The organism is Fibrivirga algicola, from assembly GCF_011742925.1.
GTDB classification, from domain to species: domain Bacteria; phylum Bacteroidota; class Bacteroidia; order Cytophagales; family Spirosomataceae; genus Fibrella; species Fibrella algicola.
Window position 1 is genome coordinate 269,389 of sequence record NZ_WAEL01000004.1, and the last position, 23,133, is coordinate 292,521.

Genomic DNA, 23,133 nt, shown 5'->3' on the forward strand with positions numbered 1-23,133 from the left:
ATTTTCGTAGGGAATATAGTCATTTGATCAATGCAACGACGGTTAACTCCCTTCATTTATGACCCCTACTGACCCAAAAATTACGCTGAACAGCGCCGAAAAACGGTTCGAACTCCTTACAGATGGTAAACTCTCGCTGGTTGAGTTTTTTCAGCCCGATGAGCAAACGCTGGCCCTGACCCATACCGAAGTGGACCCCAGTCTGGAAGGCCAGGGAGTAGGTTCGAATCTGGTGAAGCAGGTGTTAACCTACGTCGACGAGCATAATCAGAAAATTGTACCGCTTTGCCCGTTTGTGGCGGTGTACATCAAACGGCATCCGGAGTGGCAGCGTATCGTGTCAACTGAACACCCGGCTAGTGATTTTTAGCCGCTACTACCTGCATAAGCGCGTTTTCTAACCGATCGATGGCGGCGTCGATGCTCCATCTTTCGGCTACCCAGGTCCGTCCCTGCTCCGACAGCCGGTGTTGCAGGTCGGGATTTGTTAGCAGCCGTTGAACAGCCGCCGCTAACTGCTCCGGATCGCGGGGGGCAAGCAGGCCGTTTTTGCCGTCGATAACCGTTTCCCGAATGCCGCCTTCAGCTACGGCCACAGCGGGCAATCCACACGCATTAGCCTCCAGCGGGGCAAAACCAAACGGCTCGAGTTCAGAAGTGTACAACAGGCAGGTAGCTGTGTTCAGTAAGTCAACCAGTTCGGCCTGTGGTACCCGCTCGCGGGGCTGAAAATCGACGCCAAGGTTAGCGGCCAGCCGTTTCAGATCAGCTACGTAGGCCTCATTACCCATGTTGCCGACCCAGACCAGCGATGGGCGCTGCGAGGCGGGTAGTTTCGCCAGCGTTTGAATGGCCGTATCGGGGCGTTTGTGCGGGAAGAAGGCCCCCAGACCCATCACGAAGGGTTTTCTGGCTTTATTCAGGTGCGGGAATAATCCGGTGTCGATACCCAGATAACATACGTCGCCGCCACCACCATAGGCTTTCACCACGCTCTCGTTGCTGAAATAAGAGTTTAGCAGGACTTTGTCGAAGGAGTGGTAATTGGCAATCTCTTCGCGAACACGAACCCGCGCCTGCCGCTGTTCGAAAATATCCCGCCAGAAGGCGGTTCGATACGCCGCTTCGCGCCACTTATCCGTTGCCGGTGGCAGGGCCGCCCACCGCTGTGTCGGGAAAGCCTCAAACAACGACCGGTTTGGCTCACCCAGATACAGCGCTTTCGGCAAGTTGACAAACCGGCCGATGTATGGCATCATGAAATGCTGACACGAGTTGGCAAACAGCACATCATGTCCACCCGCCATGATCTGCGCGGCCGACTGCCGGCAGGCTTCCAGCATCCACTCAATTTGTGTGTCGGGCAGTAGCGCCAGCGAACGTACCCGGTCGCGGTACTGATGCCGGATGCGGACGGTCATGTTGAGCGGGACCACCTTGGGCGCACCCGCAAACTGGTCAACGTCCAGGTAGGCACTATCGGCCAGCGCAGTGGTGTACACCGTAATCGTGTGCCCCCGTTCGGCTAGGCCCCTGATGTGTTGATGCAAGGCGCGGCTGGCTCCACCGCTGGGAAGATTATGCCAAACGGCAATGTTCATGTGACGAAGAATAGGTGGCGATACCCGAATCTAACGTGGCTTTGCCACCACGGAATACTAAAAAGGCTGGGTCTGTCGGGGCCATTTTCTCTGCCCAAACAGACCCAGGTACGTTACTTGTCCAAGGTGGCAACTTTATTCAGCGGAGCCACCTGTTTTGCGTTGGCCGCTACCGTCAAGGCTTCACCATGCACCCGAAGGGTAACGGGTTCAGCCGAGAAATTCTCGATCGTTACCTCCTGCTGGGTGGTAGTAATCTGAAGCAAAGCCCCCCGGAACCGAATTTTGAAGGCAAACGAAGTCCAGCCGTCGGGGCAGTACGGAGCGAACAGCAGTTGGTCCTGCTCAACGCGCATACCGCCAAATCCTTTCACCACGGCCAGCCATGTACCAGCCATACTGGTGATGTGGCAACCGTCTTCGGTATCGTTGTTGTAATCGTCGAGGTCAAGGCGGGCGGTGCGGAGGTACATTTCGTACGCCTTTTCTTTCATGCCCAGTTTTGCCGCCTGAATGCTGTGTACGCAGGGCGACAAAGACGACTCGTGCACGGTCATCGGCTCGTAGAAGTCGAAGTTGCGTTTCAGCGTTTCGGCATCAAACTCATCTTCAAAGAAATAAAGCCCCTGCAATACGTCGGCTTGTTTGATGAAGCACGAGCGCAGGATCCGGTCCCACGACCAGTTCTGGTTCAGTGGCCGCTGCCCTTTCGGGATCTCGGAAACAGGCATGATCTCCTTGTCGAGGAAGTCGCTCTGTTGCAGAAACACCTGCCGCGTCTCATCGAATGGGTAGTGCATGTTATCGACGATGTGTTTGGCTTTGGCAATTTCTTTTTCCTCGCGGAAATGAATGCGGTCGGCCAGTTCAGCAAAGGCGTCGGGGTTCAGGCGCTTCACCGTTTCTACTGCCTGAAGAGTGTATCGGAGTGTCCAGGCGGCGATGTAGTTGGTGTACCAGTTGTTGTTGACGTTGTTTTCGTACTCGTTCGGGCCCGTAACACCCAGCATCACATACTGCTGTTTAGCTTCCGACCAGTTGACGCGCTGGCTCCAGAACCGGCTGATAGCGATGAGTACTTCCAGCCCGTACTCGGCCAGGTACGTCTCGTCGCCGGTGTAGCGCACGTAGTCGTAGATGGCGTAGGCGATGGCCCCGTTGCGGTGAATTTCCTCAAACGTAATTTCCCATTCGTTGTGGCACTCTTCCCCGTTCATGGTCACCATCGGGTACAGCGCAGCACCAGCCCTAAAGCCCAGCTTCTGCGCGTTTTCGATGGCTTTTTCGAGGTGCTTGTAGCGGTATACGAGCAGGTTACGCGCTACTTTCTGATCGGCCGTAGCCAGGTAGAACGGCAGGCAGTACGCCTCGGTGTCCCAGTAGGTCGACCCGCCATATTTTTCGCCGGTAAACCCTTTCGGACCAATGTTTAGGCGCTCATCTTCACCGGTATAGGTCTGATTGAGCTGGAAAATATTGAAGCGGATACCCTGCTGGGCGGCAATGTCGCCGTCGATGATGATATCGTTCATCTTCCACTTATCAGCCCAGGCCTGCTGCTGCTCGAACAGCATTTTATCGAAGCCCTTGCGGGTGATGCGCTGCATGTACTGATGCGCCTCTTTCAGGAGTTCATCTGGGTCGTAGTTGAGCGACGACAGGTTTACGCCGTATTTGTAAATCACAGTTTCCTGCCCCTGCCGGCAGTCGAGCGAAATGCGGTTGGCGACGTATTTCTCGTACTTGATCGGTTGCGACTGGTAGTCGAGGCGGGCACCGTTCTGCTCTACCTCAACGCACATACCCGAAACCACGTGGAAGCCGGTCTTCCGGGTACGTAGTTCAATAAATGCCTCGCCATAAGCAGTCTCTTTCCGCACTTCATCCCAAAACGTTTCGTCGTAGTTAGCGTCCTTGTTGCGGATAGCCCCGTCGATGTAGGGCGTAATGGTGATTTTGGCGTCGAAGTTCAGCGGCGTGATGCTGTACCGAATGGCCCCGGCCTCATCGTCGACGATCGAGCAGAAACGCTTTGAGCTTACCTTCAGCTCTTTACCGCTCTTCAGTTTGGCCACGAACTGACGTTCGAGGTAGCCCTCCTGCATGTTCAGCACGCGACGAAAATCACGTACCTCGCAGGTATTCAGATCGAGCGATTCGTATTCGATGTCAATGTCGATACCAATCCAGTTGGCGGCGTTGAGCACTTTGGCAAAATACTCGGGGTACCCGTTTTTCCACCAGCCAACGCGGGTTTTATCGGGGTAATACACGCCCGCTACGTAATTACCGGGCAACGTTTTACCGGTAAATTTCTCTTCAAAATTACCCCGGCCACCCAACCGCCCATTGCCGAGCGACATCAGGCTTTCGGTAACTTCGTTATACTGAGGGTGGAAGCCGTCTTCGACCACGCACCACGGATCATTCGTAAGATACTGTTTCATAGAGGATTAAAAATGGGTTTCAGGCTAAATTGGTTTGGCATCAACCCAATTAAGCCTGAAACCAATAACTAATATCCCAGCCCCCGCACGCGTTCAACAGCGGCAAATAACTCGGCAACGGTGATGTGTTCAAATGACGGCACAACCAGATCAGCCTGCGTGAGCACATCGGGCGAACCAATGCCGAGCGCAAACATATGACCACGTTTGGCCGCTTCAATGCCCGCCACAGCATCTTCAAAGACGATACACTCGTCGGGCGAGACGTTTAGCTCGGCAGCGCCCATCAAAAACACTTCCGGATCGGGTTTGCTATGCGTGATTTTCGAGCCATCGATAACGGCATCGAAGATATGCGACAAGCCAACACGTTCCAGAATCAGCGGCGCATTTTTCGAGACTGACCCAAGCGCAATTTTAATCGGGTGCCCCTGCTCTCCCGCCTGCCTGATCTGCGCCAGAAACGCGTTAACACCGGGCAAAATATCATCGGGAGTCATTTGTTGTACCAGTTCCAGGTACCAGGCGTTCTTTTCTGCGGCTAGTTCCAGCTTTCGTTCTGCCGGCAGGGTTACGCCGCCGAGCGCCAGAATACGATCGAGCGAGTCCATTCGACTCACGCCTTTCAGCGTTTCGTTGAACTCGTGGGTAAAATCAAAACCCAGCGAATTGGCCATCCGCCGCCATGCCTGGTAATGAAAAACGGCAGTATCGACCAACACGCCGTCGAGGTCAAATAGGAATGCTTTTATCATAGGGGTTCGTTTACGGTTTGTCGTTTGTGGTTTGATGTTGCGCTGCTTGGGTACGTATCGTGACGTAGCAGCGCAACATCAAACCACAAACGACAAACTATAAACCGTTTTAGAATCCACTCGCTTTGAGGGCAGTGAACAGTTTTTTGATTGGTTCGAGGCCGTTGGGGCCATTTTGAGCAAAATAATAGAACACCTCCACATCACCCCGGTGCATGGCTACGTTCATGTCGCCCGACTGAGATTTATGTTCAGCCTTTACCCAGTCAGCTACGATCTGGTAGCTATGCTTGCCGCCCTCGCCAAACGTATGCGACACATCGACCTCATACACGGGCGCGCTTGGCAACACCTTCGTTTCGGGATAACCGGGGAGTTCGCTGAACGAGAAAGTAGTGGCCCGGCTAATAGTTCGTCCTCCCAATACAATGGGTTTTTTACCTGACATTCGTGCTACGGCGCGCAGGGCAAGCACCGTGGCAGCCTTGTGGTGAGCGTGCTGCTCAGCAGACGGTACCAGACACAGGATCAGATCGTACCGACCTTTTGCGAGTACCTCATCGAGCTGTTTTTCAACGAGATCTTTGTTCCATCGGCGTCCTCCCAGATACGGAGCCGGATCAGTGGAGTATACGTCATCGACCTGGTCGAAGAAATAGAAATTGGTAATACCCATAACCTCACCTGCTTTCATAAGTTCTTTCTTACGAATGGCCGGCAATACACGCCGCCCCACGGCCGTATCAAGCAGGTTCATGCCATAATATTTCGAGGCTACCATGCCGTTGTACCCGCCGGAAGCATCGGTCACCAGCGCCAGATCGGCCGAACCGCCCAGTTCGCGGATGAGCTTGAAGACCGTTACCGGAAACATCGTTTCGTCGTCGGGGTGCGCCGTAACGATCAGCGTTTTAAGCGATTGCGCGTTTACCTGCGCGAATGATGCGACAATGAAAATAAACAATAAGCTACGAATCGATCGCATTATCCCGTTTTTGGTTGAAGAACAAAGGTACACACCTTAACCAACTGCGAAGCGGGTTCCTTTATTATCAAGCGTATGGGCCAACCCACCCAGCGTCCCCAACAGGCTATGAAGGCAAGTCGTCAACGCCAGAGGCGGCCAAGCAAAGTGTACCTTTAGTACTGATACAAGTTGGCGACTTTTAACTGCTCCACAATCGCCTGTTTTCGAAATGGACCCTGTAGTTCGGCCGCTACGGCCTGCTGCCTCGCATTCACACTTTTGGTGCTCGCTACTCCGGACACCAGCCCAACCAAGGCACCAATCAGTCCAAACACAACTGCTTTATCGCCCGCCGAAAAAGAAAACCAGCCAGGTTCGTCACTTCCCTGCACAACCCCAACGATAGCTCCCAATCCTATACCAAGTAGCACTCCTTTTACCGCCGTGCCACGCCGGTGAATTGACAGCCGGCGGATGCCGCTATATGGAATTGTCTGCAACTGCAAACGCACCCTCAGTGAATCAATTGGTGGTAACGTGCCGTTATGCTCACTCAGTATCGCTTTCAGTTTGGCCTTCAGACCAGCAACGGAGGCTAGCACAACCGCTGAATCGGTCACCGCAAACAGAATACCCGATGCCGCTTTCGTGCCCCCGACCGGTCGAACTGTGGTCACGTACTGGCGAAGAGTTGCAAAATCCACGGAACCATTTACCAGTTGCACCTGCGCAGCACAACTGGCCGTTACCCCCACAGATAGGGCTATAATCGCGACGAGTTTCATACGAATTATCGTTAGAGTGAGTTACCGAATGCCCTGTCAAAAATTGACTCTGTAATAGAAGATTGGCAAGAACCCGAGTTGGTATTCCTGCTTCACAAACGTGCCGTTGGGTTGCGGGGCGTAGCTTAGCGAGAGCAGATTCTGAATGGCCAGCACATTGACCAGATCGAAGGCAATGGTGTGGGTCAGGCGCTTCCGGTTGATTTTGTAATCCAGTTTAACATCGAACCGGCGGTAAGGCGCAAACTGAACCGAGTTGCGGGTATCACTCGCATACACGATCTCCTGGTTTTGGCGCGATGCCGTTTCATTCACCGGCCCGTACCACCGCCCGCCCGTTGTGGTAAACTTCGCGCCCAGGCTCAGACTGGAACGTGTAAACTGAATCTCTTTGGCAACCAGTACATTAAACGCGTACTTTCCGTTGAAATCCGTATTCCGCCACACGTCGTCGGAGCCTTTGTACCTGGCATCGAAAAGTGAGCCTGTGATTAGGAAATAATAACTGTTGCTGAAAAATTTTTCCAACGTCAACTCGGCCCCATAGTTGCGCCCCTCCCCCGTGTTGACCAGCGGACCAGGAAAAATTCGGGAGAACGCCGCTCCGGTATTTACCATTGAAAACGACGACCGAATTCGCTCGACAGGTACGTTGGTCAACTGCTGGTAATACGTTTCCAGCAACAGCCGTATATTTCTACCAATCAGCCGGTTGTAACTCGCCACGTAATGCCAGCTCTTCGTTAAGCCCACCGCTCGGTTCTCTTCCAGCAAGGGAGTTGGAAACTTGGAGGAGGTGTAGTCTGGTGTTTTGAAAAAATAGGTATACGTCGGCTGCATCTGACTGTGCAAGCCAACAGCTACGCTTACTTTCTGGCGATTTGGCAAGTCGTAGCTCAGGCCAAGCCGAGGTTCAATTGGCGAAACGCTGGCGGTGTTCAGGGTGAGCACCAGGGCATTTAGCCCGGCCGTCAGGGTAAGGTTATCGGTCAGGCGGCTGCGGTAACTAATATAGGGCTGAATCAGCGCAAACGTTTCATCGGCATTCCAGCGACTGCGCCAGCGGGTGAATCGGGTAGCCGTCGGGGTCTCCAGCGTGCGCACACTGTCGTACGCGACGAACCGGATCAGGTCGGCATTAATACCAATTTTCAGGGTACTACGGGCGCTCAGCTTATGGTTAACTACCGATGAAAGCGTGTACCGCGTCTCCCGGAACTGATAATCGAGTGTGGGCCGTAGCGAATCGATCACAAACCTGTTTGACTGCACGAGCGGATTTCCGGCAGCGTCTTTCCGCAGAAACAGGTAATTGTCGCGGGCTGCCTGTGAGTTGCCCGATACCGAGAGGGTAGTTTTCCAGAACGTTTGCCGGCTCACCGGACGTGTGTAGGTCAGGCCTGCCACACCCATCCGCGAGGTGAAGTACTGGTCGCGGTCATTCTGACCAAAAATATTGCGATCATCGGCTTTCTGCTCGCTGATCAGAATATCTACAGTGCTGGTTCCACCCAATGCCCAAAGCGCAATACTTCCGGCCGGTGCCCCGTCGCGGTTTTTCAGCGGAAAATTCAGCCGAAAGAAAGCATCCTGATAGGCCGGAATGGCCTGTGTACCGATGTCGAGCCCCAGTTTGTTGAATAACCCCAGATTAGCGTACCGAAAAGAAGCCATGTACGACGATCCCGACTGGCGTGACAAGGGACCTTCGACCATGGCCTCTGTGCCGAGAAAGCCAAATTGAATTGTTTTTTCATGCCGCTCATTATTCCCGTTCCGTAGTTTCAGATCGAACACACCAGCCACAGTGTTGCCGAATTCAGCCGGAAAAGCCCCCGTGAAAAAATCGGAGTTGGCTAAATAGCGGTTGTTGATGATGCTCACCGGCCCGCCCGACGTACCGGCAATGGCGAAGTGGTTGGGATTGGGAATGCTGACCCCTTCCAGCCGCCAGAGTACGCCCTGCGGCGAATTGCCACGAATCACAATGTCATTTCGGGAATCGTCAGCCCCCTGCACTCCCGCAAAGTTCGACGCCATGCGGGCGGGTTCGCCCCTACTGCCAGCGTATCGGTCGGCTTCATCGACGGTGAACTGCCGGGCAGACACCACCGCCATATCATTACGAGCCTCACCCGTCCGCTGAGCTTTGACGGTAACGGTTCCCAATTGACGGATGCTTTCTTCCAGTTCAACGTCAAGGATCGTTTCGCGCCCGGCATCGACAATGATGTTATTGAGCAATACCTCTTTATAGCCTACCAGCGCCACACGAACGGTACGACGTCCCACAGGTACGTTCGTGATCCGGTACGCACCCAGCGTGTCGGAGAGGTTGCCCAGCGCGACATCGACAACCTGAACGGTAGCCCCCACCAACGCGTATTTCGACTCTTTGTCGACGACCCGGCCCCGAATAGTTTGGCTGAGTTGAGCCTGGCTATACAGTGGTAGCAACAGACAGAGAAGGAGGAGACGTACCGGCATGGTGCATGGCTAAATTCTGGATCGAAGTTGACCAAAAAGACAGGCGGTAAGTACGGAAAACCTTTGCAGGTTACCAGCCATAGTTTACTAACCGTGCCAGACCACAACAAACAGATCGGTCGGTCTATAGCGACAGCTCAATACCATATTGATATTGTTGAGCCGTCGCTATAGACTGACCGATCACATCCTACTTTCTCGCTTACCTCGCTTCGGGGAAAAGGCCACCCCCTATCACGCTGGCACAACAGGAATTAGCTTATCGTTGCGCTATGCCCTACCAATGTGTCCACTATGGACGCTGCTACGGTACTACGTGGTTGTACTTGTGCCGAACGTGCCATGATCTACCCCTGCGTGATGCGTCGTGGTAATTGGCCGTCAGCCACTTCATGGTCATTCCACACGCAACAGGCTGCTATTTTAGCTGGGTACGTTGTAGTTCCAGTACAAGCGCGGTTTTGGCGGGCAGATTAACCGTTTTCAGGTCGCTGATCACCTCGCCGGTCAGCACATTTTTTGCGCTGTAGAAGCCACTGACACGTTCCTGAAAACGCACCATGTCCAGCGCAACAGGCTTGTCGGTCTGGTTGGTGGCCACCATCACCGTGGCGTTGTCGTTGTAGCGGAAGTACACATACGTACCGTTCTGCGGCAGGTACTGCATCAGCTTACCCGAGTGTAGGGCCGGCGTATTTTTCCGGTACGTAGCCAGCTTTTTCACGAACTCGAACGCGTCATTCTCCGCCTTGTTGCGACCCGCAGCGGTAAATTTATTCTCCTTATCGCCCGGGAAACCGCCGGGGAAATCGCGACGTACCTCGGCATCTGATGGGTTCTTGAAGTTTTTCATCAGAATCTCGGTGCCATAGTACAGATGTGGAATCCCCCGCGTGGTGAGCAGCCAGGTCAGGCCCATTTTGTAGCTGTTGATGTCTTCTTTCACCACCGACAGAAAGCGGTCGGTATCGTGGTTATCGAGAAACGTAACCAGCTTCATCGGGTCTTCATACACGGCATCCTGCGCCAGTGCCTGCTGCACACGGTTAGCGCCACTATCCCAGCCTTCGCCTTCATTCAGGGCAGCGTTGATGGCCGAATACAGCACAAAATCCAACCCGCCCGTTTGGTTCGATTTGAACGGGAAATTGATTCTGTTCTTCGTGTAATACGCCTGATCGACAGTGTTGTTGACCCACGACTCACCGAAGGTGTACATGTTCGGATACTCGGCCTGCAGGGCGGCGTTACAGCGGTTCATAAATGCCTGATCGTTGTACATATACGTATCGATCCGCCAGGCATCGACGCCAAATTCCTCGGTACTCCAGACTGCGTTCTGAATCAGGTAGTTTGCCACAAATGGGTTGCTTTGGTTCAGATCGGGCAGGAAGGGAACAAACCAGCCGTTGAGCGTCACTTTCCGGTCGATAGCCGACGAATGGGGGTCGGTGATGGGTTGGTATTTATACGACGTGTTGGTATAAGTGGGCCACTCATGCAGCCAGTTTTTCATGGGCATATCGGTCAGGAACCAGTGGTTGATCCCCACATGGTTATACACCGCATCCTGAACCACCCGCATGCCCATGTCGTGCAGTTTCCGGTTCAGCGCCTTGTATTCGTCGTTGGTCCCCAGCCGCTTGTCTACGTTGTAATGATCGGTGAACCCGTAGCCGTGGTACGCCGAGCGCATCACGCCGCCTTCGTTCGTCTGAGGTTGATTGTTTTCAACTACGGGCGTCATCCAGAGGGCCGTTACGCCTAGTTCTTTCAGGTAATCGAGGTGATTGCCTACGCCTTTCAGATCGCCGCCATGCCGTAAGAAAGGGTTCGACCGGTCTGAATCTTTGTCGGCCATATCGGCAAATTTATCGTTGGCCGGATCGGCTCCACTGAACCGGTCGGGCATAAGCAGGTAGATAAAATCGGCCGACGTAAGCCCCTGCCCTTTGGGTTGGTTGTCACGGGCTTTCAATTCGTAGGCACGAGTGATGGTCTGGCTGCCGCTTTTTCCAACGATCTGAACGGTCCCCGGCTTCGTCCCCGCGGCAATGCTCAGGTCAAGAAACGCGTAATTTTTATTCTCGACTGTATGGCTCTTCACAAGCTTGACGCCGGGATATTTGATCGAGTACGTCAGCGACCCGGCGTTAGGGCCATAAACGAGCAGTTGCAAGTTGGGGTTTTTCATACCCACCCACCAGTTGGTCGGGTCAACACGCTGAATTTGTGGCGTCTGAGCCGCCGCCAGCCCACACCAGAATAGAATTATTAGAAGGAAAAATGGCTTTTTCATTCCCAAAAATACACTATTCTTAGCGTTCGTATTACTGGCCTGTCCAGAATATAGCAGGCCCACCAGCCCCACTCTGACCTTACCGGTCGATAAGAAGCGCTGGTGGGCCTGCTATCCAAAGCGCCTGTTTAGGCGTCGATTCCAACATACACCCAGCCACCGTCTACGCGCACCGGGTATGTGTTGATCTGGTAGGCTTCGTCGTTGAGGCAGTTCCCCGTTTCGAGCGAAAACGTCTTTTTATGAAACGGACAGGCTACTTTGGGTTCGTCCTGCTCCGACCCGATCATGCCCCGCGCCAAGGCCATCTGCTGGCGGTGCGGACATTGGTTATCGGTCGCATACCAGGTTGCCCGCCGGGCAAAATTGAACACGGCGATCTGGCGTCCTTCCAGCAATACACAACCGCCACCGTCGACAGGAATATCGCTGGTGGCACAGGCCCGATGCCAGGTAATTGAGGTTTCTGTGATAGTCATCGTATATCAGAATTTTCAGGTTGTATGTTTTCGGAGTTTGGCGTTTACGGTTTGACGGTGCGCTGGCGTATACCCCCGACCCACTCAGAGCCAGTTTTTTGCCTGAATCTGGTCTCGCATGGGTTCGAAGGCGACCGAGGGGTCTTTCTCAGCAGGTGCATTCACGAAGTGGGCAAACCGTTTCCGGAGTTCGGGTTTGTCAACGACTTCTTTCCATTCGCAGGCATAGGCATCGACCAGCGACTGCATCTCTGCTTCCAGTTCCCCGGCAATACCCAGCACATCGTCGACCACCACGGCTTTCAGGTACGTCATGCCACCTTCCATTTTGTTGAGCCAGGTGGCCGTACGCATCAGCGGGTCGGCGGTGCGGATGTAGAACATCAAAAACCGGTCGATCAGGCGAAGGCAGGTTTCCTTGTCGACGTCGGTCGCCAGCAGTTGGGCATGCTGTGGTTTGGCCCCGCCATTACCGCAGACATAGAGGTTCCAGCCTTTTTCGGTGGCAATAATGCCAAAGTCTTTACTCTGGGCTTCGGCACATTCGCGAATGCACCCCGACACGCCCGATTTTAGCTTATGCGGCGACCGAAGCCCTTTGTAACGCTCTTCTACCTCGATGGCAAACGACACGGAGTCCTGCACACCGAACCGGCACCAGGTCGATCCCACGCAGCTTTTTACCGTGCGCAGCGATTTGCCGTAGGCATGTCCACTCTCGAAACCTGCGGCAATCAGTTCTTCCCAGATGGCCGGCAGGTCACTCACGTGAGCACCAAACATATCGATTCGCTGACCACCCGTGATCTTGGTATAGAGGCCGTATTTCTGCGCCACCTGCCCAATCACGATCAGCTTCTGAGGCGTGATCTCGCCCCCGGCAATGCGCGGCACCACCGAATAGGTACCGCCTTTCTGGATATTGGCCAAGAAGCGGTCGTTTGAATCCTGAACGGTAGCGCGGTCTTTTTCGAGGATGTTTTCGTTCCATAAGCTGGCCAGTACACTGGCTACAACGGGCTTACACACCTCACAGCCATCGCCCCGGCCAAACTGGTCGAGTACGGCACCGTAGGTACGTAGCCCATTCATTTTCACCAGATCGAGCATCTCCTGACGCGAGAAGTCGAAGTGTTCGCAGATGACATTGCGCACGTACTGTCCCTGCTGTTTCAGCACGCCCTGCAGCAGGTCTTTCACCAGCGGCGTACAGCCCCCGCAACCCGTACAGGCTTTGGTTGCCTTCTTAAGGGCATCAACGGATGTATGCCCATTTTCGGTAATCTCATGGCAGATCGCGGCTTTTGTTACGGCCTCGCACGAACAGATCAGTGCCTCGTCGGGCAGGCTCATTACGCCCGCACCTTCCAGCTCACCCCCGCCACGATTGCCAAGAATCAGGTCTTCAGGGTCGGGCGGCAACACGGTCTTGTTCTTGCAAATCTGGAGTAGCATGTTGTAGTCGGCGGCGTCGCCCACCAGAATACCGCCCAGTAATTCGCGCCCATCAGCCGATACGTTGATCCGTTTGTAGATGCCCTTGGCCCGGTTCTCGTACTGAATGGAACGAGCCGGAGTCTCTGCGAACGCATCGCCGAAACTGGCTACGTCGACGCCGATCAGCTTTAGCTTCGTCGACATATCGTACGGGTTGAACGTGCGGGGCGTACCGAGCAACTGATCCACCACGACCGCCGCCATTTCGTAGGCCGGGGCCACCAGCCCATAGATCATGGAATGGACCAGCGCACATTCGCCAATGGCAAAAATGGTTGGGTCGGCCGTTTGCAGGTACTCGTTCACTACTATACCGCCGCGTGGATGCGTGTCCAGACCAACTACTTTGGCCAGTTCATCGCGGGGGCGTATACCCGCCGATACGATCAGCATTTCAACATCCAGGCGCGACCCATCGGCAAAGAGCAGGCCATCCATTTTATCGCCACCCGTGATTTCCTGTGTGTTTTTGCCAAGGTGAATCTGGAGGCCCATCTCTTCCAGCTTTTGCTGGAGTACCGACGAACCAGCCGCATCGACCTGCCGGGGCATCAGGCGTGGGGCGAACTCAATAACGTGAGCTTCCTGCGGACCCAGATCAAGTAAGGCACCGGCCGCCTCCAGACCCAATAACCCTCCCCCCATGACGGCCCCTTTCGTAACCCGCCGGGCATAATCACGGATCAGGTCAAGGTCTTCGAGCGTGCGGTACACAAAAACGCCGTCTTTCTCCATGCCCGGAATTGGCGGAACAAACGCCCCCGACCCTGTAGCAAACACCAGATAATCGTAAGGAACGACCTCGCCGTGGTGCGAACGCACAACCTTCTGGTCGCGATCAACATCGACAACGGGGTCTGACAGATGCAGGCGAATACCCTGTTCAGCATACCAACTAAGGGGAGCAAGCGCCAGATCCGCAGCTGACTTGCCAGCGAAATAGCCGCTGAGGTGAACCCGGTCGTAAGCGGCGCGGGGCTCTTCCCCAAAAACTGTAATTGAAAAGGCGTCATTGGGCTGACGTTTGGCTACTAGCTTCTCGCAAAACTTGTAGCCCGCCATGCCGTTGCCAATTACGACGACCCGGATCAATGTACCTTTCTTCATAGTAAGTGGTTTTTACTCAGTTATAACTACAAGGTTTTATAATTGCACATATCTAAGATTACTGAGTAATGCACTGAGTAATCGCTGGGTCAAATTTAAACTGATAAATCCCTAAAAACACAATTTTACTTTCGCATTTGGGTAAATTTAATATCTGTATTTCTGTTTTTCGTTTGTTTTACCAAATAACACCCCTACTTTTGAACCAGAAAATAGAATAAGCACAAATACTTATAATTAGTATTTTTCTTACACTACTCATGGTAAGTACTATCTCAAAAAACCCTCCTCAGCTGACCCTCGTAGGAGCTGGTCCCGGAGATGCAGAATTGATTACACTAAAGGGGATGAAAGCCCTTCAGCAAGCCAGTGTTGTGCTCTATGACGACCTCGCCAATGCCGAATTGCTCAGCTTTTCCCCGGCTCAGGCCATCCGACAGTATGTAGGCAAACGGGCAGGTCAACCCTCCTGGACACAGGATGATATCAATCAGCTTTGCGTAGATATGGCCCGGCAGTATGGTCATGTAGTGCGGCTGAAGGGAGGCGATCCCTTCGTGTTTGGCCGGGGCTATGAAGAGATTGCCTATGCCCGACAACATGGTATTCCGACACAGGTAGTCCCCGGTATATCGAGTTGCATTGCGGTACCGGCCATGCAGGGCATACCCGTCACCAGCCGGGGGGTAAGCCAGAGTTTTTGGGTAATTACGGGCACAACCCGCCACCATGAACTGGCCGACGACCTGAAACTGGCCGCGCAGTCGAACGCGACGGTAGTCCTGCTGATGGGTCTTGGTAAACTTGATCAGATCTGTGCCCTCTACGATAGCCTTGGCCGGGGCGACCTGCCAATGGCGGTCATCCAGAACGGCAGCCGACCCAACGAACGATGTGTAGTGGGGCAGGTCTGGGAAATGCCCGGCCTTATAGAGCAGGCTCAGATTGGTGCCCCCGCCGTGCTTATCATCGGCGAAGTTGTTCGCCTGCACCCAACGTACCTGATGAACTACGCACGGGCTATATCCGTAGCAGATAGCCTCTAGCGCTCGCATTTCCTTCTATACAACCTGAATAATTTCCAGTTACTAATGACGAACCAACCACTCAACTCGCTGAATATCTTCTCATTCAGCGGTGTGCAGATGCGCACCTTCCACATTACGTGGCTCACGTTTTTTGTTTGCTTTTTCGGCTGGTTCGGTCTGGCTCCCCTCATGCCCGCCATTCGGGCCGACCTGAACCTGACAAAACCCCAGGTTGGTAACACCATTATTGCGGCGGTGTCGGCTACGATTTTCGCCCGCCTGCTCATCGGCCGCCTCTGCGACACCTGGGGACCGCGTAAAACGTACACAGCCCTGCTGCTGGTGGGTTCGCTTCCGGTCATGCTGGTCGGTCTGGCGCATGATTACACCACATTTCTACTGTTCAGACTGGCTATCGGCATCATCGGGGCCTCATTTGTGATCACGCAGTTTCACACCTCCATGATGTTTGCCCCCTCTATTAAAGGCACCGCCAATGCAGTCGCGGGCGGCTGGGGCAACCTCGGCGGTGGCGTTACACAACTGGCCATGCCGCTCATTATGATGACGATCGTTGGCTTTGGGTACGTGAAAAGCGACGCGTGGCGGCTGGCGATGATCGTGCCGGGTGTACTGATGCTGATAATGGCGTATATCTATTTCCGGTACACCCAGGACACGCCCGCAGGCAACTACGAAGACCGTCAACAGCTTGACCCCACCGGGCGGGGTACCCAGCCGAAAACAGCCTCGGTAAGCTTCTGGAAAGCTGCCGCCGATGTGCGGGTGTGGGCGTTGGCCCTGGCCTATGCCGCCTGCTTTGGCATGGAAATTACCTTCGATGGCGTTGCTGCGCTGTACTTCTTCGACAATTTCGGCCTAACCGAAACTGAGGCGGGCTTCTGGGCCATGCTGTTTGGGGGCATGAATCTATTTGCGCGGGCCGTGGGTGGTATCGTGGCCGACCGGGTCGGCAAACGCTACGGCATGCGGGGTAAAGGCGTACTGCTTGCGTCGATGCTTGTTTTTGAAGGCGCGGGAATCGTATTGTTTGCTCAAACGGGTAACCTTGGTCTGGCCATCGGGTCAATGTTGACGTTTGCCATGTTCCTGAAAATGGCAAACGGTACCACCTTTGCCATCACACCATTTGTGAATCCCAAAGCCGTAGGCATGGTGTCGGGCATTGTGGGGGCGGGTGGTAACCTCGGCGGTATGCTGATGGGTTTCCTCTTCAAATCGCAGTCAATTACGTACAGCCAGGCGTTTGTGTACATCGGCTGCGCTGTAGCCATCATTGGCACGTTGCTCTTCCTGGTCAATTTCAACCGTACGGCCGTTGCCGAAACACTGGAAGCCGAACTCCAGGCGGCATAGAACAGGCCCCTATTACGCTGCCAGAGCACAAAACGCATCTGAACGAAGCCACCGAGAACTGAAGACTGAGAGTCAGTTCAGTTAAGAGAGCCACAAAAAAATGACGCACAAAACCACTTGTTGTTACTGCGGTGTCGGCTGCGGCGTGGCGGTAACGAAAGAGCCCAACGGTCAGCTGACTGTGGAAGGCGATAAAGAGCATCCCAGCAACAAGGGCATGCTTTGCTCGAAAGGCCTTAACCTGCATTATACGGTGATGGATCAGTCAGACCGGCTGCTCTACCCGCAGATGCGCCTGAACCGAAATATGCCGTTGCAGCGCGTCAGTTGGGACAAAGCCCTGGAACGCACGGCAGCAGTTTTCAAGACGTTTATCCAGAAATATGGGCCCGATTCGGTTGGGTTTTATGTGTCAGGTCAGTGCCTTACCGAAGAGTATTACCTGGTCAATAAGTTGATCAAAGGCTTTATTGGCTCCAACAACATCGACACCAACTCGCGGCTCTGCATGTCGTCGGCGGTGATGGGCTACAAGCTCTCGCTGGGCGAAGACTCCGTGCCAGTCTGTTACGACGATATTGAAGAAGCCGACCTGTTTATGGTGCAGGGGGCTAACCCCGCCTGGTGCCACCCGATCATCTGGCGGCGAATCGAAGCACGCAAGGCTGCCCACCCCGCTACCCGCCTGATCTGCGTTGACCCCCGCCGTACCGATACCGCCCGGGCCAGTGACCTGCACCTACCCATCAGGCCCGGTACCGATATTGTGCTAAACTACGCCCTTGCCCGGCTGCTTATCGAATCCGATCAGATCGATTACGACTTTATCGCCAACCATGCCGACGGTTTTGCTAACTTCCGTGAGCAAGCCATGCAACGCACCGTCGACGAAGCCGCGGACCTTTGCGACGTACCTGCCGCCGACATCCGGCTGGCGGCCGACTGGATTGGTCAGTCAACCGGGTTCATGTCGCTCTGGACAATGGGCCTGAACCAATCAGTGGTGGGCGTGAATAAGAACTTGTCGCTGATTAACCTGCACCTGATAACGGGCCGGATCGGCACACCGGGAAATGGACCGTTTTCCCTAACCGGTCAGCCCAACGCCATGGGTGGTCGCGAAGTGGGCGGCTTGGCCAACGCGCTGCCCGGTCACCGCGACGTGGTCAATGCCAAACACCGCGCTGAAGTGGAAGCGTTCTGGAAAGGCCCGGTATCGATTGCCGACAAACCCGGCCTAACAGCCACCGAGCTGTTCGACGCCCTGGCCGACGACCGCCTGAAAGCGATCTGGATCATTAACACCAATCCAATGGTGAGCATGCCCGACGTGAATCAGGTGGAGAAAGCCCTGAAAAACGGACGGTTCGTGGTGGTGCAGGATATTTCCAACCGGGCCGATACCGTAGCCTTTGCCGATGTGGTCTTACCTGCGGCAGGCTGGCTGGAAAAAGAAGGTACCATGACCAACGCTGAACGCCGGATTACCCACCTTCCCAAACTGCTCGATGCCCCCGGCGAAGCCCTGCCCGATGCGGAAATCATCTGGCGGTTTGCCGCTAAACTGGGATTCGGTGAGTCGTTTGCTTATCAGTCTGCCGCTGATGTGTATCAGGAATACACCCAGCTCACGGCCGGTACCAACATTGATGTAACCGGAGTGACCTACGGTTTGCTCGATAAACAGCGCTCGGTGCAGTGGCCGTTCTCGACTGCCGATCGGCAACGAACCGCTGAGCCAACGTACCCAGCTACCGCCAAGGGTACAAAACGACTGTTTGCCGACCATCGGTTCTTTACGGCAAACGGCCGGGCGCAGATCCATACTGTTCCCGACGAAAACAGCTCTGAGCCAACCAGCCCCGACTTTCCGCTCGTTCTCACTACCGGCCGCATCCGCGACCAGTGGCATACAATGACCAAAACGGGTCGGGTGGCCCGCCTGAACCAGCATAGCCCACAGCCATTTCTGCAGCTTCACCCCGACGATGCCCGCCAACGAAACATCAGCGACGGCCAACTGATTACGGTCAGCAACCGACGCGGCCTCGTTCGGGTAAATGCGCAGCTCAGCGATGACATACGCCCCGGCCTATGCTTCCTACCCATGCATTGGGGTCGGCTGGCGGCTATGGACATTCACACACCCAACAACGCCATTGGCCGCGCTAACAACCTGACCAACAACCTAATCGATCCACGCTCAAAAGAGCCGGACTTTAAATTTTCGGCGGTCGAAGTGGCTCCGTATGTGAAGCCGGCAGAAAAAATTATCATCATCGGGGCGGGTGCTGCCGGGCTGGGTTTTATCAACGCGTATCGTAGCCTGAACCAGACCGACAGCATCCACGTGTTTTCGAAGGAAATTCACCCGTTCTACAACCGCGTGCTCCTCCCCGACTACATCAGCGGCGCACAGCCCTGGGAGCAGTTGATTCGCCTGCGGCCCGATGAGTTTGCCGAAGCGGGTATTCAGGTGCATGCGGGAATAGGTATTGTCCGGATCGATCGGGTGCGTAAATGCATCATTGACGAAACGGGTCAGGAACATGCCTACGATAAACTGTTCCTCGGCATGGGCAGTCGGGCGTTTATGCCCAAAGGTGTTCCGCGGCTGCCGGGTATTGTCAACCTCCGCTCACGTACCGACGCCGATGCGCTGCTACCGCGCCTGCACGGGGCAGCGTCACACGTCGTCATTGTGGGCGGTGGCCTGCTCGGCCTCGAACTGGCCGCTTCGCTCCGGCAGATCGACGTGCGAGTGTCGGTCATTCAGCGAATTGGCCGGTTCATGGAACGCCAGCTCGACCCGCTAGCCAGCGATTTGCTTTATCAGGACCTGCTGGACCGAGGCATCGAGGTGTATTTTAATGAAGAGGTTCAGACCTTCGAAGGCCACGAACAGGTAACGGGCGTTCGGCTCAAATCGGGCAAACTCCTGGCGTGCGAGGCCGTAGTAATGGCCATCGGAACGGTACCTAACATTGAACTGGCGCAGCAGGCCGATCTCACCTGCAACCGGGGTGTAGTGGTCAATGACTACATGCAAACCAACGACCCCGCCATCTTCGCCGCGGGCGAACTGGCACAGTGGCGCGGGCAGATGTGGGGCATCACCACCGCCGCCGAACAGCAAGCCACTGTAGCTGCCCGCTTCATTGCGGGCGATCTGCTCCAGCCCTACACGGGTAGTCTGTCGGTCAGCATTTTAAAGATGGAAGGGCTGCACCTGGTAAGCATGGGCCTGCCCGACGTACCTGCCAACATGGGCACGCCGGAACGCAACGCTTACGAAGAAATCGTTTTTGTCGACAAAGCCAAGCGGTACTACAAGAAGTGTATCGTGTATCAGGACAAGCTGGTAGGGGCCACGCTGGTAGGTGATAAAAACGAATTCCGCGAGTTCCGTGATCTTATCGACGGCGGGCTCGAACTCTCCCAAAAACGCCTCGAACTCCTGCGCGCCAGCAAACCCGCCGACCCGGTCATGGGTAAGCTGGTCTGTTCGTGCAATACAGTTGGTCAGGGCAACCTGGAACGGGCTATTCAAAACGGCTGTACCGATTTTCAGAAGTTGTGTCAGCAAACCGGGGCCGGTACCGGCTGCGGCTCCTGCCGTCCTGAAGTGCGCAGCATACTGGCCGGTATACTGGAAGAAGTACCAGCTTAGTCTGTTCAAACACCAGCTTGTTGCCTCTCGCAGTAGCAATTAGGGAAGCGTAATTACCCATAAGCAGCGCCACCGAAGGCAGAAAATCGAAAGACAGTAAACGGAAAACAGTAACCTTAATCCAGATGCGCGATTACTATACCGTCAAGATCAATATGCCAGCTGGCATCGTTTCTCCGGCCGCCCTGCAGGTTATTCTGCGTGCCGCTTATGAAGCCCGGGTGCGTCGGGTACGTTTCGGGGCGCGGCAACAACTGCTACTGGTTGTGCACTATGAAGAAATGCGGGCTTTTGAGAAAACGCTTCGTCAGCAGCAGATTGTCTACGAACTAAATACCGATCAATATCCCAACATTATTTCGTCCTACTGTGGCGAAGAAGTATTCCGTACCGGCTCGTGGCTGCGCGAAGGCGAGTACCACACCATCCTCGATCAGTTCGATTACCAGCCCCGACTGAAGATCAACCTCTCTGACTCGGATCAAAGCTTTACGCCTTTTTTCACGGGTAATCTCAATTTCATTGCCTCGCCCGAGCCGCACTTCTGGTACCTCTACGTCAGACCAAGGCAGTCAAACACCGTTTTTCAGTGGCGTGATCTGATCTATACCAACGATGTAGGCCGATTGGCCAGGCAGGTAGAAAGCGCTATGCTGAACCAGGAATTAACTGCGCCAGATGCGTTGTACACGGCGGTTATGAACCGGGAAACGTTTATTACGCAACCGGCCACGCAACCTGTACAGCTACCCGAATTTTCGTTGCCTTATTACGAAGGCTTTAACCGCTACGGCCAACGTACCTGGTTGGGACTTTACCGGCAGGATGAACAGTTCACCATCGACTTTCTGCTCGATCTTTGCACACTTTGCCTCAAAACGCGCGTCGGCGAAATCTGCGTGACTGCCTGGAAATCACTGATTATCAAAAATATCGCTGAAGAAGACAGGCCCGCCTGGTCGATGGTGCTGGGCAAGCACAACATCAATGTGCGCCACGCAGCCAACGAACTCGCCTGGCAGACGGAGGATCATACTGATGAAGGCATGACCATTAAACAGCGGGTGGTTCGCTATTTTGAGAAGTACGATACCCGCACCTTCGGTCTGTGTTTCGGCGTGCAAACGAAGCCTAAATCGGAAGTGTTCGGTTCGGTCCTGATTCGTAAACGCGCCTTGCTGCGCATCGGCACTCTGCCGCTGTTGAGTGTCTACGACCTGTATTTCACCGAACATTTCAACCCCAACAGCCGAACGTACTTTCTATTCGACAAAGGTTTACTTGGTTACAGCCTTCCCTTTCAGGTACACCGCCTTTGCCGGCAGTTCAGCGCCCAGCGGCTCAAAGCGCAGTATGAACAGATGCCCGCCGACGAACCTGAAGCTACAGCCCCCGCACCAGTCCAGCCCACGCTGCATCAGTGTCCACACTGCTATACCGCCTACGACCCGCAGTTTGGCGATGACCGGAACGGCATTGCAGCGGGCACCTCTTTCAGCAACGTACCTGACAGCTTTACCTGCCCCACCTGCGATACGCCTAAAGAAGAGTGGATTGCGATGCAGGAAGCGTGGATGGCGTAGCGAGGGCAGCTGTGCTGAACTTCGGGGCGCCAGTTTATAGCCCTACGCTATAGCGTACCCACCCGCCTAGCGAACGCAGTTTACATCCCGGCGGTACTGCCGTTCTTTGGCCGATGAGAGTGGAATCGTCAACCGAAGCAGGCCGGTCAGGTACGTGTCCTTTCCGCTCCTGAAACCACGCTGCGTCCCCGGCTCATTAACAGGTAATCCCAGTTCAGGCCGGCGGTCAGATAAGGCAATGGCTTCGCTTCCCCGAAGCGAGCTTCCAAAGGGGTACACCGTGCTTACATCATCTATATAATCACTGCTGGGGAGCGTATAGGACAGTTCAAGGGCCAGGAGTACCCGCCGGGGTAACCGAACCGCAAGTCCGGCTCCACCCGAAGCCAGTACAGCCAGCCGACTATAGTTTTCCCCTTCCGTTTCCAGAGCCGGCAAACGCACCCATCGATCCTGATAGCGCGCGGCCGGTGACAGGTACGTGAAGCCAACACCCAGAGCCAGATACGGATTTATCACCGGCCGTGATGAGGCGGGCAATAGATCGAATACAAGTCCGCCCGTAAGTTCAGGATTCATACTCCGAAACGACAGATTGTTGGTTTCCTGCCGGGTACCCTGTTGTGAGCCCTTTAGCTGCACAACACGTACCTCAGCCCGCGTCGATACATGATCAGAAAGCCGGTAGGTGATGCCCGCCGCCAGCGCAACGCCTATCTCGCCCCGGCGAAAGGCAGTCCGGTCATTCAGGTCGCCGAGGTAATTGGCTACGCCGGCCCCCACCGTAATAGCTAGCTGACCTGGTTCGTCTGAACGAACAAATCGGGATGTACCTTGCGCAAAGACGGGGCTATTCAACCCCAGCAACAACACAACGGGGAGAATTTTCATGGAAAGTTGGATCTGCATAGGCATATGTGGACGTGAATCCCTGCCATTGTTCAAACCCCGATCCTGCCTGCTTTATTGTGTCTGCACGACCGAACGGCCCACGTACCGGCCAGTTCATGCGCTGGAGCCATTGTGTTAGCCGCAGCTACTGGATGGTGCA

Annotated in this window: 15 protein-coding genes; 5 read left to right on the forward strand and 10 right to left on the reverse strand. The window is 54.7% G+C overall.

Going from position 1 to position 23,133, the window contains the following annotated elements; all coding sequences use genetic code 11:
• Window positions 1-58: 58 nt before the first annotated feature.
• Window positions 59-370, forward strand: a complete 312-nt coding sequence (locus tag F7231_RS12535; protein ID WP_166692144.1) for a GNAT family N-acetyltransferase — start codon at window positions 59-61, stop codon at window positions 368-370.
• On the opposite strand, the gene F7231_RS12540 is transcribed toward F7231_RS12535, so the two are convergent.
• The 9 genes from F7231_RS12540 to nirB all read right to left on the reverse strand — a co-directional run bounded on the left by F7231_RS12540 (window position 357) and on the right by nirB (window position 14,424).
• Window positions 357-1,601, reverse strand: a complete 1,245-nt coding sequence (locus F7231_RS12540; protein ID WP_166692145.1) for a glycosyltransferase family 4 protein — start codon at window positions 1,599-1,601, stop codon at window positions 357-359. The two genes, F7231_RS12535 and F7231_RS12540, sit on opposite strands and share 14 nt — an antisense overlap.
• Window positions 1,602-1,714: 113 nt before the next feature.
• Window positions 1,715-4,048: a glycoside hydrolase family 65 protein gene (locus F7231_RS12545; RefSeq protein ID WP_085413593.1), complete on the reverse strand. Its 2,334-nt coding sequence runs from the start codon at window positions 4,046-4,048 to the stop codon at window positions 1,715-1,717.
• 68 nt (window positions 4,049-4,116) lie between these two features.
• Window positions 4,117-4,803 carry a beta-phosphoglucomutase gene (pgmB, locus tag F7231_RS12550; protein WP_166692146.1) on the reverse strand — a complete coding sequence of 229 codons (687 nt, stop codon included), beginning with the start codon at window positions 4,801-4,803 and terminating at the stop codon, window positions 4,117-4,119.
• 109 nt (window positions 4,804-4,912) lie between these two features.
• Window positions 4,913-5,788: a PIG-L family deacetylase gene (locus F7231_RS12555; RefSeq protein WP_085413590.1), complete on the reverse strand. Its 876-nt coding sequence runs from the start codon at window positions 5,786-5,788 to the stop codon at window positions 4,913-4,915.
• 155 nt (window positions 5,789-5,943) lie between these two features.
• Window positions 5,944-6,555 (reverse strand): hypothetical protein, encoded by a 612-nt coding sequence (locus F7231_RS12560; RefSeq protein ID WP_166692147.1) that lies wholly within the window; start codon window positions 6,553-6,555, stop codon window positions 5,944-5,946.
• 36 nt (window positions 6,556-6,591) lie between these two features.
• Window positions 6,592-9,042: a TonB-dependent receptor gene (locus F7231_RS12565; protein ID WP_166692148.1), complete on the reverse strand. Its 2,451-nt coding sequence runs from the start codon at window positions 9,040-9,042 to the stop codon at window positions 6,592-6,594.
• A gap of 418 nt (window positions 9,043-9,460) precedes the next feature.
• The gene (locus F7231_RS12570) at window positions 9,461-11,341 is read right to left on the reverse strand and encodes a glycoside hydrolase family 13 protein (RefSeq protein WP_166692149.1); all 1,881 of its coding nucleotides are present in this window, start codon (window positions 11,339-11,341) and stop codon (window positions 9,461-9,463) included.
• Window positions 11,342-11,469: 128 nt separating this feature from the next.
• On the reverse strand, window positions 11,470-11,820 hold the full coding sequence (gene nirD / locus F7231_RS12575; protein ID WP_085413584.1) for a nitrite reductase small subunit NirD: 351 nt from the start codon (window positions 11,818-11,820) through the stop codon (window positions 11,470-11,472).
• 84 nt (window positions 11,821-11,904) lie between these two features.
• A complete protein-coding gene (gene nirB, locus F7231_RS12580) occupies window positions 11,905-14,424 on the reverse strand; it encodes a nitrite reductase large subunit NirB (RefSeq protein ID WP_166692150.1) in 2,520 nt (839 codons plus the stop codon).
• Between the two features lie 260 nt (window positions 14,425-14,684).
• Here nirB and cobA point away from each other — a divergent pair, with 260 nt between their 5' ends.
• The 4 genes from cobA (at window position 14,685) to F7231_RS12600 (ending at window position 22,082) form a co-directional block, all read left to right on the forward strand.
• A complete protein-coding gene (gene cobA, locus F7231_RS12585; RefSeq protein ID WP_085413580.1) occupies window positions 14,685-15,470 on the forward strand; it encodes a uroporphyrinogen-III C-methyltransferase in 786 nt (261 codons plus the stop codon).
• A 45-nt stretch (window positions 15,471-15,515) separates the two neighbouring features.
• On the forward strand, window positions 15,516-16,829 hold the full coding sequence (locus tag F7231_RS12590; RefSeq protein ID WP_166692151.1) for a NarK family nitrate/nitrite MFS transporter: 1,314 nt from the start codon (window positions 15,516-15,518) through the stop codon (window positions 16,827-16,829).
• Window positions 16,830-16,929: 100 nt separating this feature from the next.
• Entirely contained in the window at window positions 16,930-20,499 is a 3,570-nt protein-coding gene (locus F7231_RS12595; protein WP_166692152.1) for a nitrate reductase, read from the forward strand.
• Window positions 20,500-20,624: 125 nt separating this feature from the next.
• Window positions 20,625-22,082 (forward strand): rubredoxin domain-containing protein, encoded by a 1,458-nt coding sequence (locus tag F7231_RS12600; protein WP_166692153.1) that lies wholly within the window; start codon window positions 20,625-20,627, stop codon window positions 22,080-22,082.
• 66 nt (window positions 22,083-22,148) lie between these two features.
• On the opposite strand, the gene F7231_RS12605 is transcribed toward F7231_RS12600, so the two are convergent.
• Window positions 22,149-22,973: a porin family protein gene (locus F7231_RS12605; protein WP_166692154.1), complete on the reverse strand. Its 825-nt coding sequence runs from the start codon at window positions 22,971-22,973 to the stop codon at window positions 22,149-22,151.
• Window positions 22,974-23,133: the final 160 nt, after the last annotated feature.

Bases quoted from the DNA above. Each gene is read 5' to 3' on its own strand.
- F7231_RS12535 (WP_166692144.1), top strand. From the start codon at position 59: ATGACCCCTACTGACCCAAAAATTACGCTGAACAGCGCCGAAAAACGG.
- F7231_RS12540 (WP_166692145.1), bottom strand. From the start codon at position 1,601: ATGAACATTGCCGTTTGGCATAATCTTCCCAGCGGTGGAGCCAGCCGC.
- F7231_RS12545 (WP_085413593.1), bottom strand. From the start codon at position 4,048: ATGAAACAGTATCTTACGAATGATCCGTGGTGCGTGGTCGAAGACGGC.
- pgmB (WP_166692146.1), bottom strand. From the start codon at position 4,803: ATGATAAAAGCATTCCTATTTGACCTCGACGGCGTGTTGGTCGATACT.
- F7231_RS12555 (WP_085413590.1), bottom strand. From the start codon at position 5,788: ATGCGATCGATTCGTAGCTTATTGTTTATTTTCATTGTCGCATCATTC.
- F7231_RS12560 (WP_166692147.1), bottom strand. From the start codon at position 6,555: ATGAAACTCGTCGCGATTATAGCCCTATCTGTGGGGGTAACGGCCAGT.
- F7231_RS12565 (WP_166692148.1), bottom strand. From the start codon at position 9,042: ATGCCGGTACGTCTCCTCCTTCTCTGTCTGTTGCTACCACTGTATAGC.
- F7231_RS12570 (WP_166692149.1), bottom strand. From the start codon at position 11,341: ATGAAAAAGCCATTTTTCCTTCTAATAATTCTATTCTGGTGTGGGCTG.
- nirD (WP_085413584.1), bottom strand. From the start codon at position 11,820: ATGACTATCACAGAAACCTCAATTACCTGGCATCGGGCCTGTGCCACC.
- nirB (WP_166692150.1), bottom strand. From the start codon at position 14,424: ATGAAGAAAGGTACATTGATCCGGGTCGTCGTAATTGGCAACGGCATG.
- cobA (WP_085413580.1), top strand. From the start codon at position 14,685: ATGGTAAGTACTATCTCAAAAAACCCTCCTCAGCTGACCCTCGTAGGA.
- F7231_RS12590 (WP_166692151.1), top strand. From the start codon at position 15,516: ATGACGAACCAACCACTCAACTCGCTGAATATCTTCTCATTCAGCGGT.
- F7231_RS12595 (WP_166692152.1), top strand. From the start codon at position 16,930: ATGACGCACAAAACCACTTGTTGTTACTGCGGTGTCGGCTGCGGCGTG.
- F7231_RS12600 (WP_166692153.1), top strand. From the start codon at position 20,625: ATGCGCGATTACTATACCGTCAAGATCAATATGCCAGCTGGCATCGTT.
- F7231_RS12605 (WP_166692154.1), bottom strand. From the start codon at position 22,973: ATGAAAATTCTCCCCGTTGTGTTGTTGCTGGGGTTGAATAGCCCCGTC.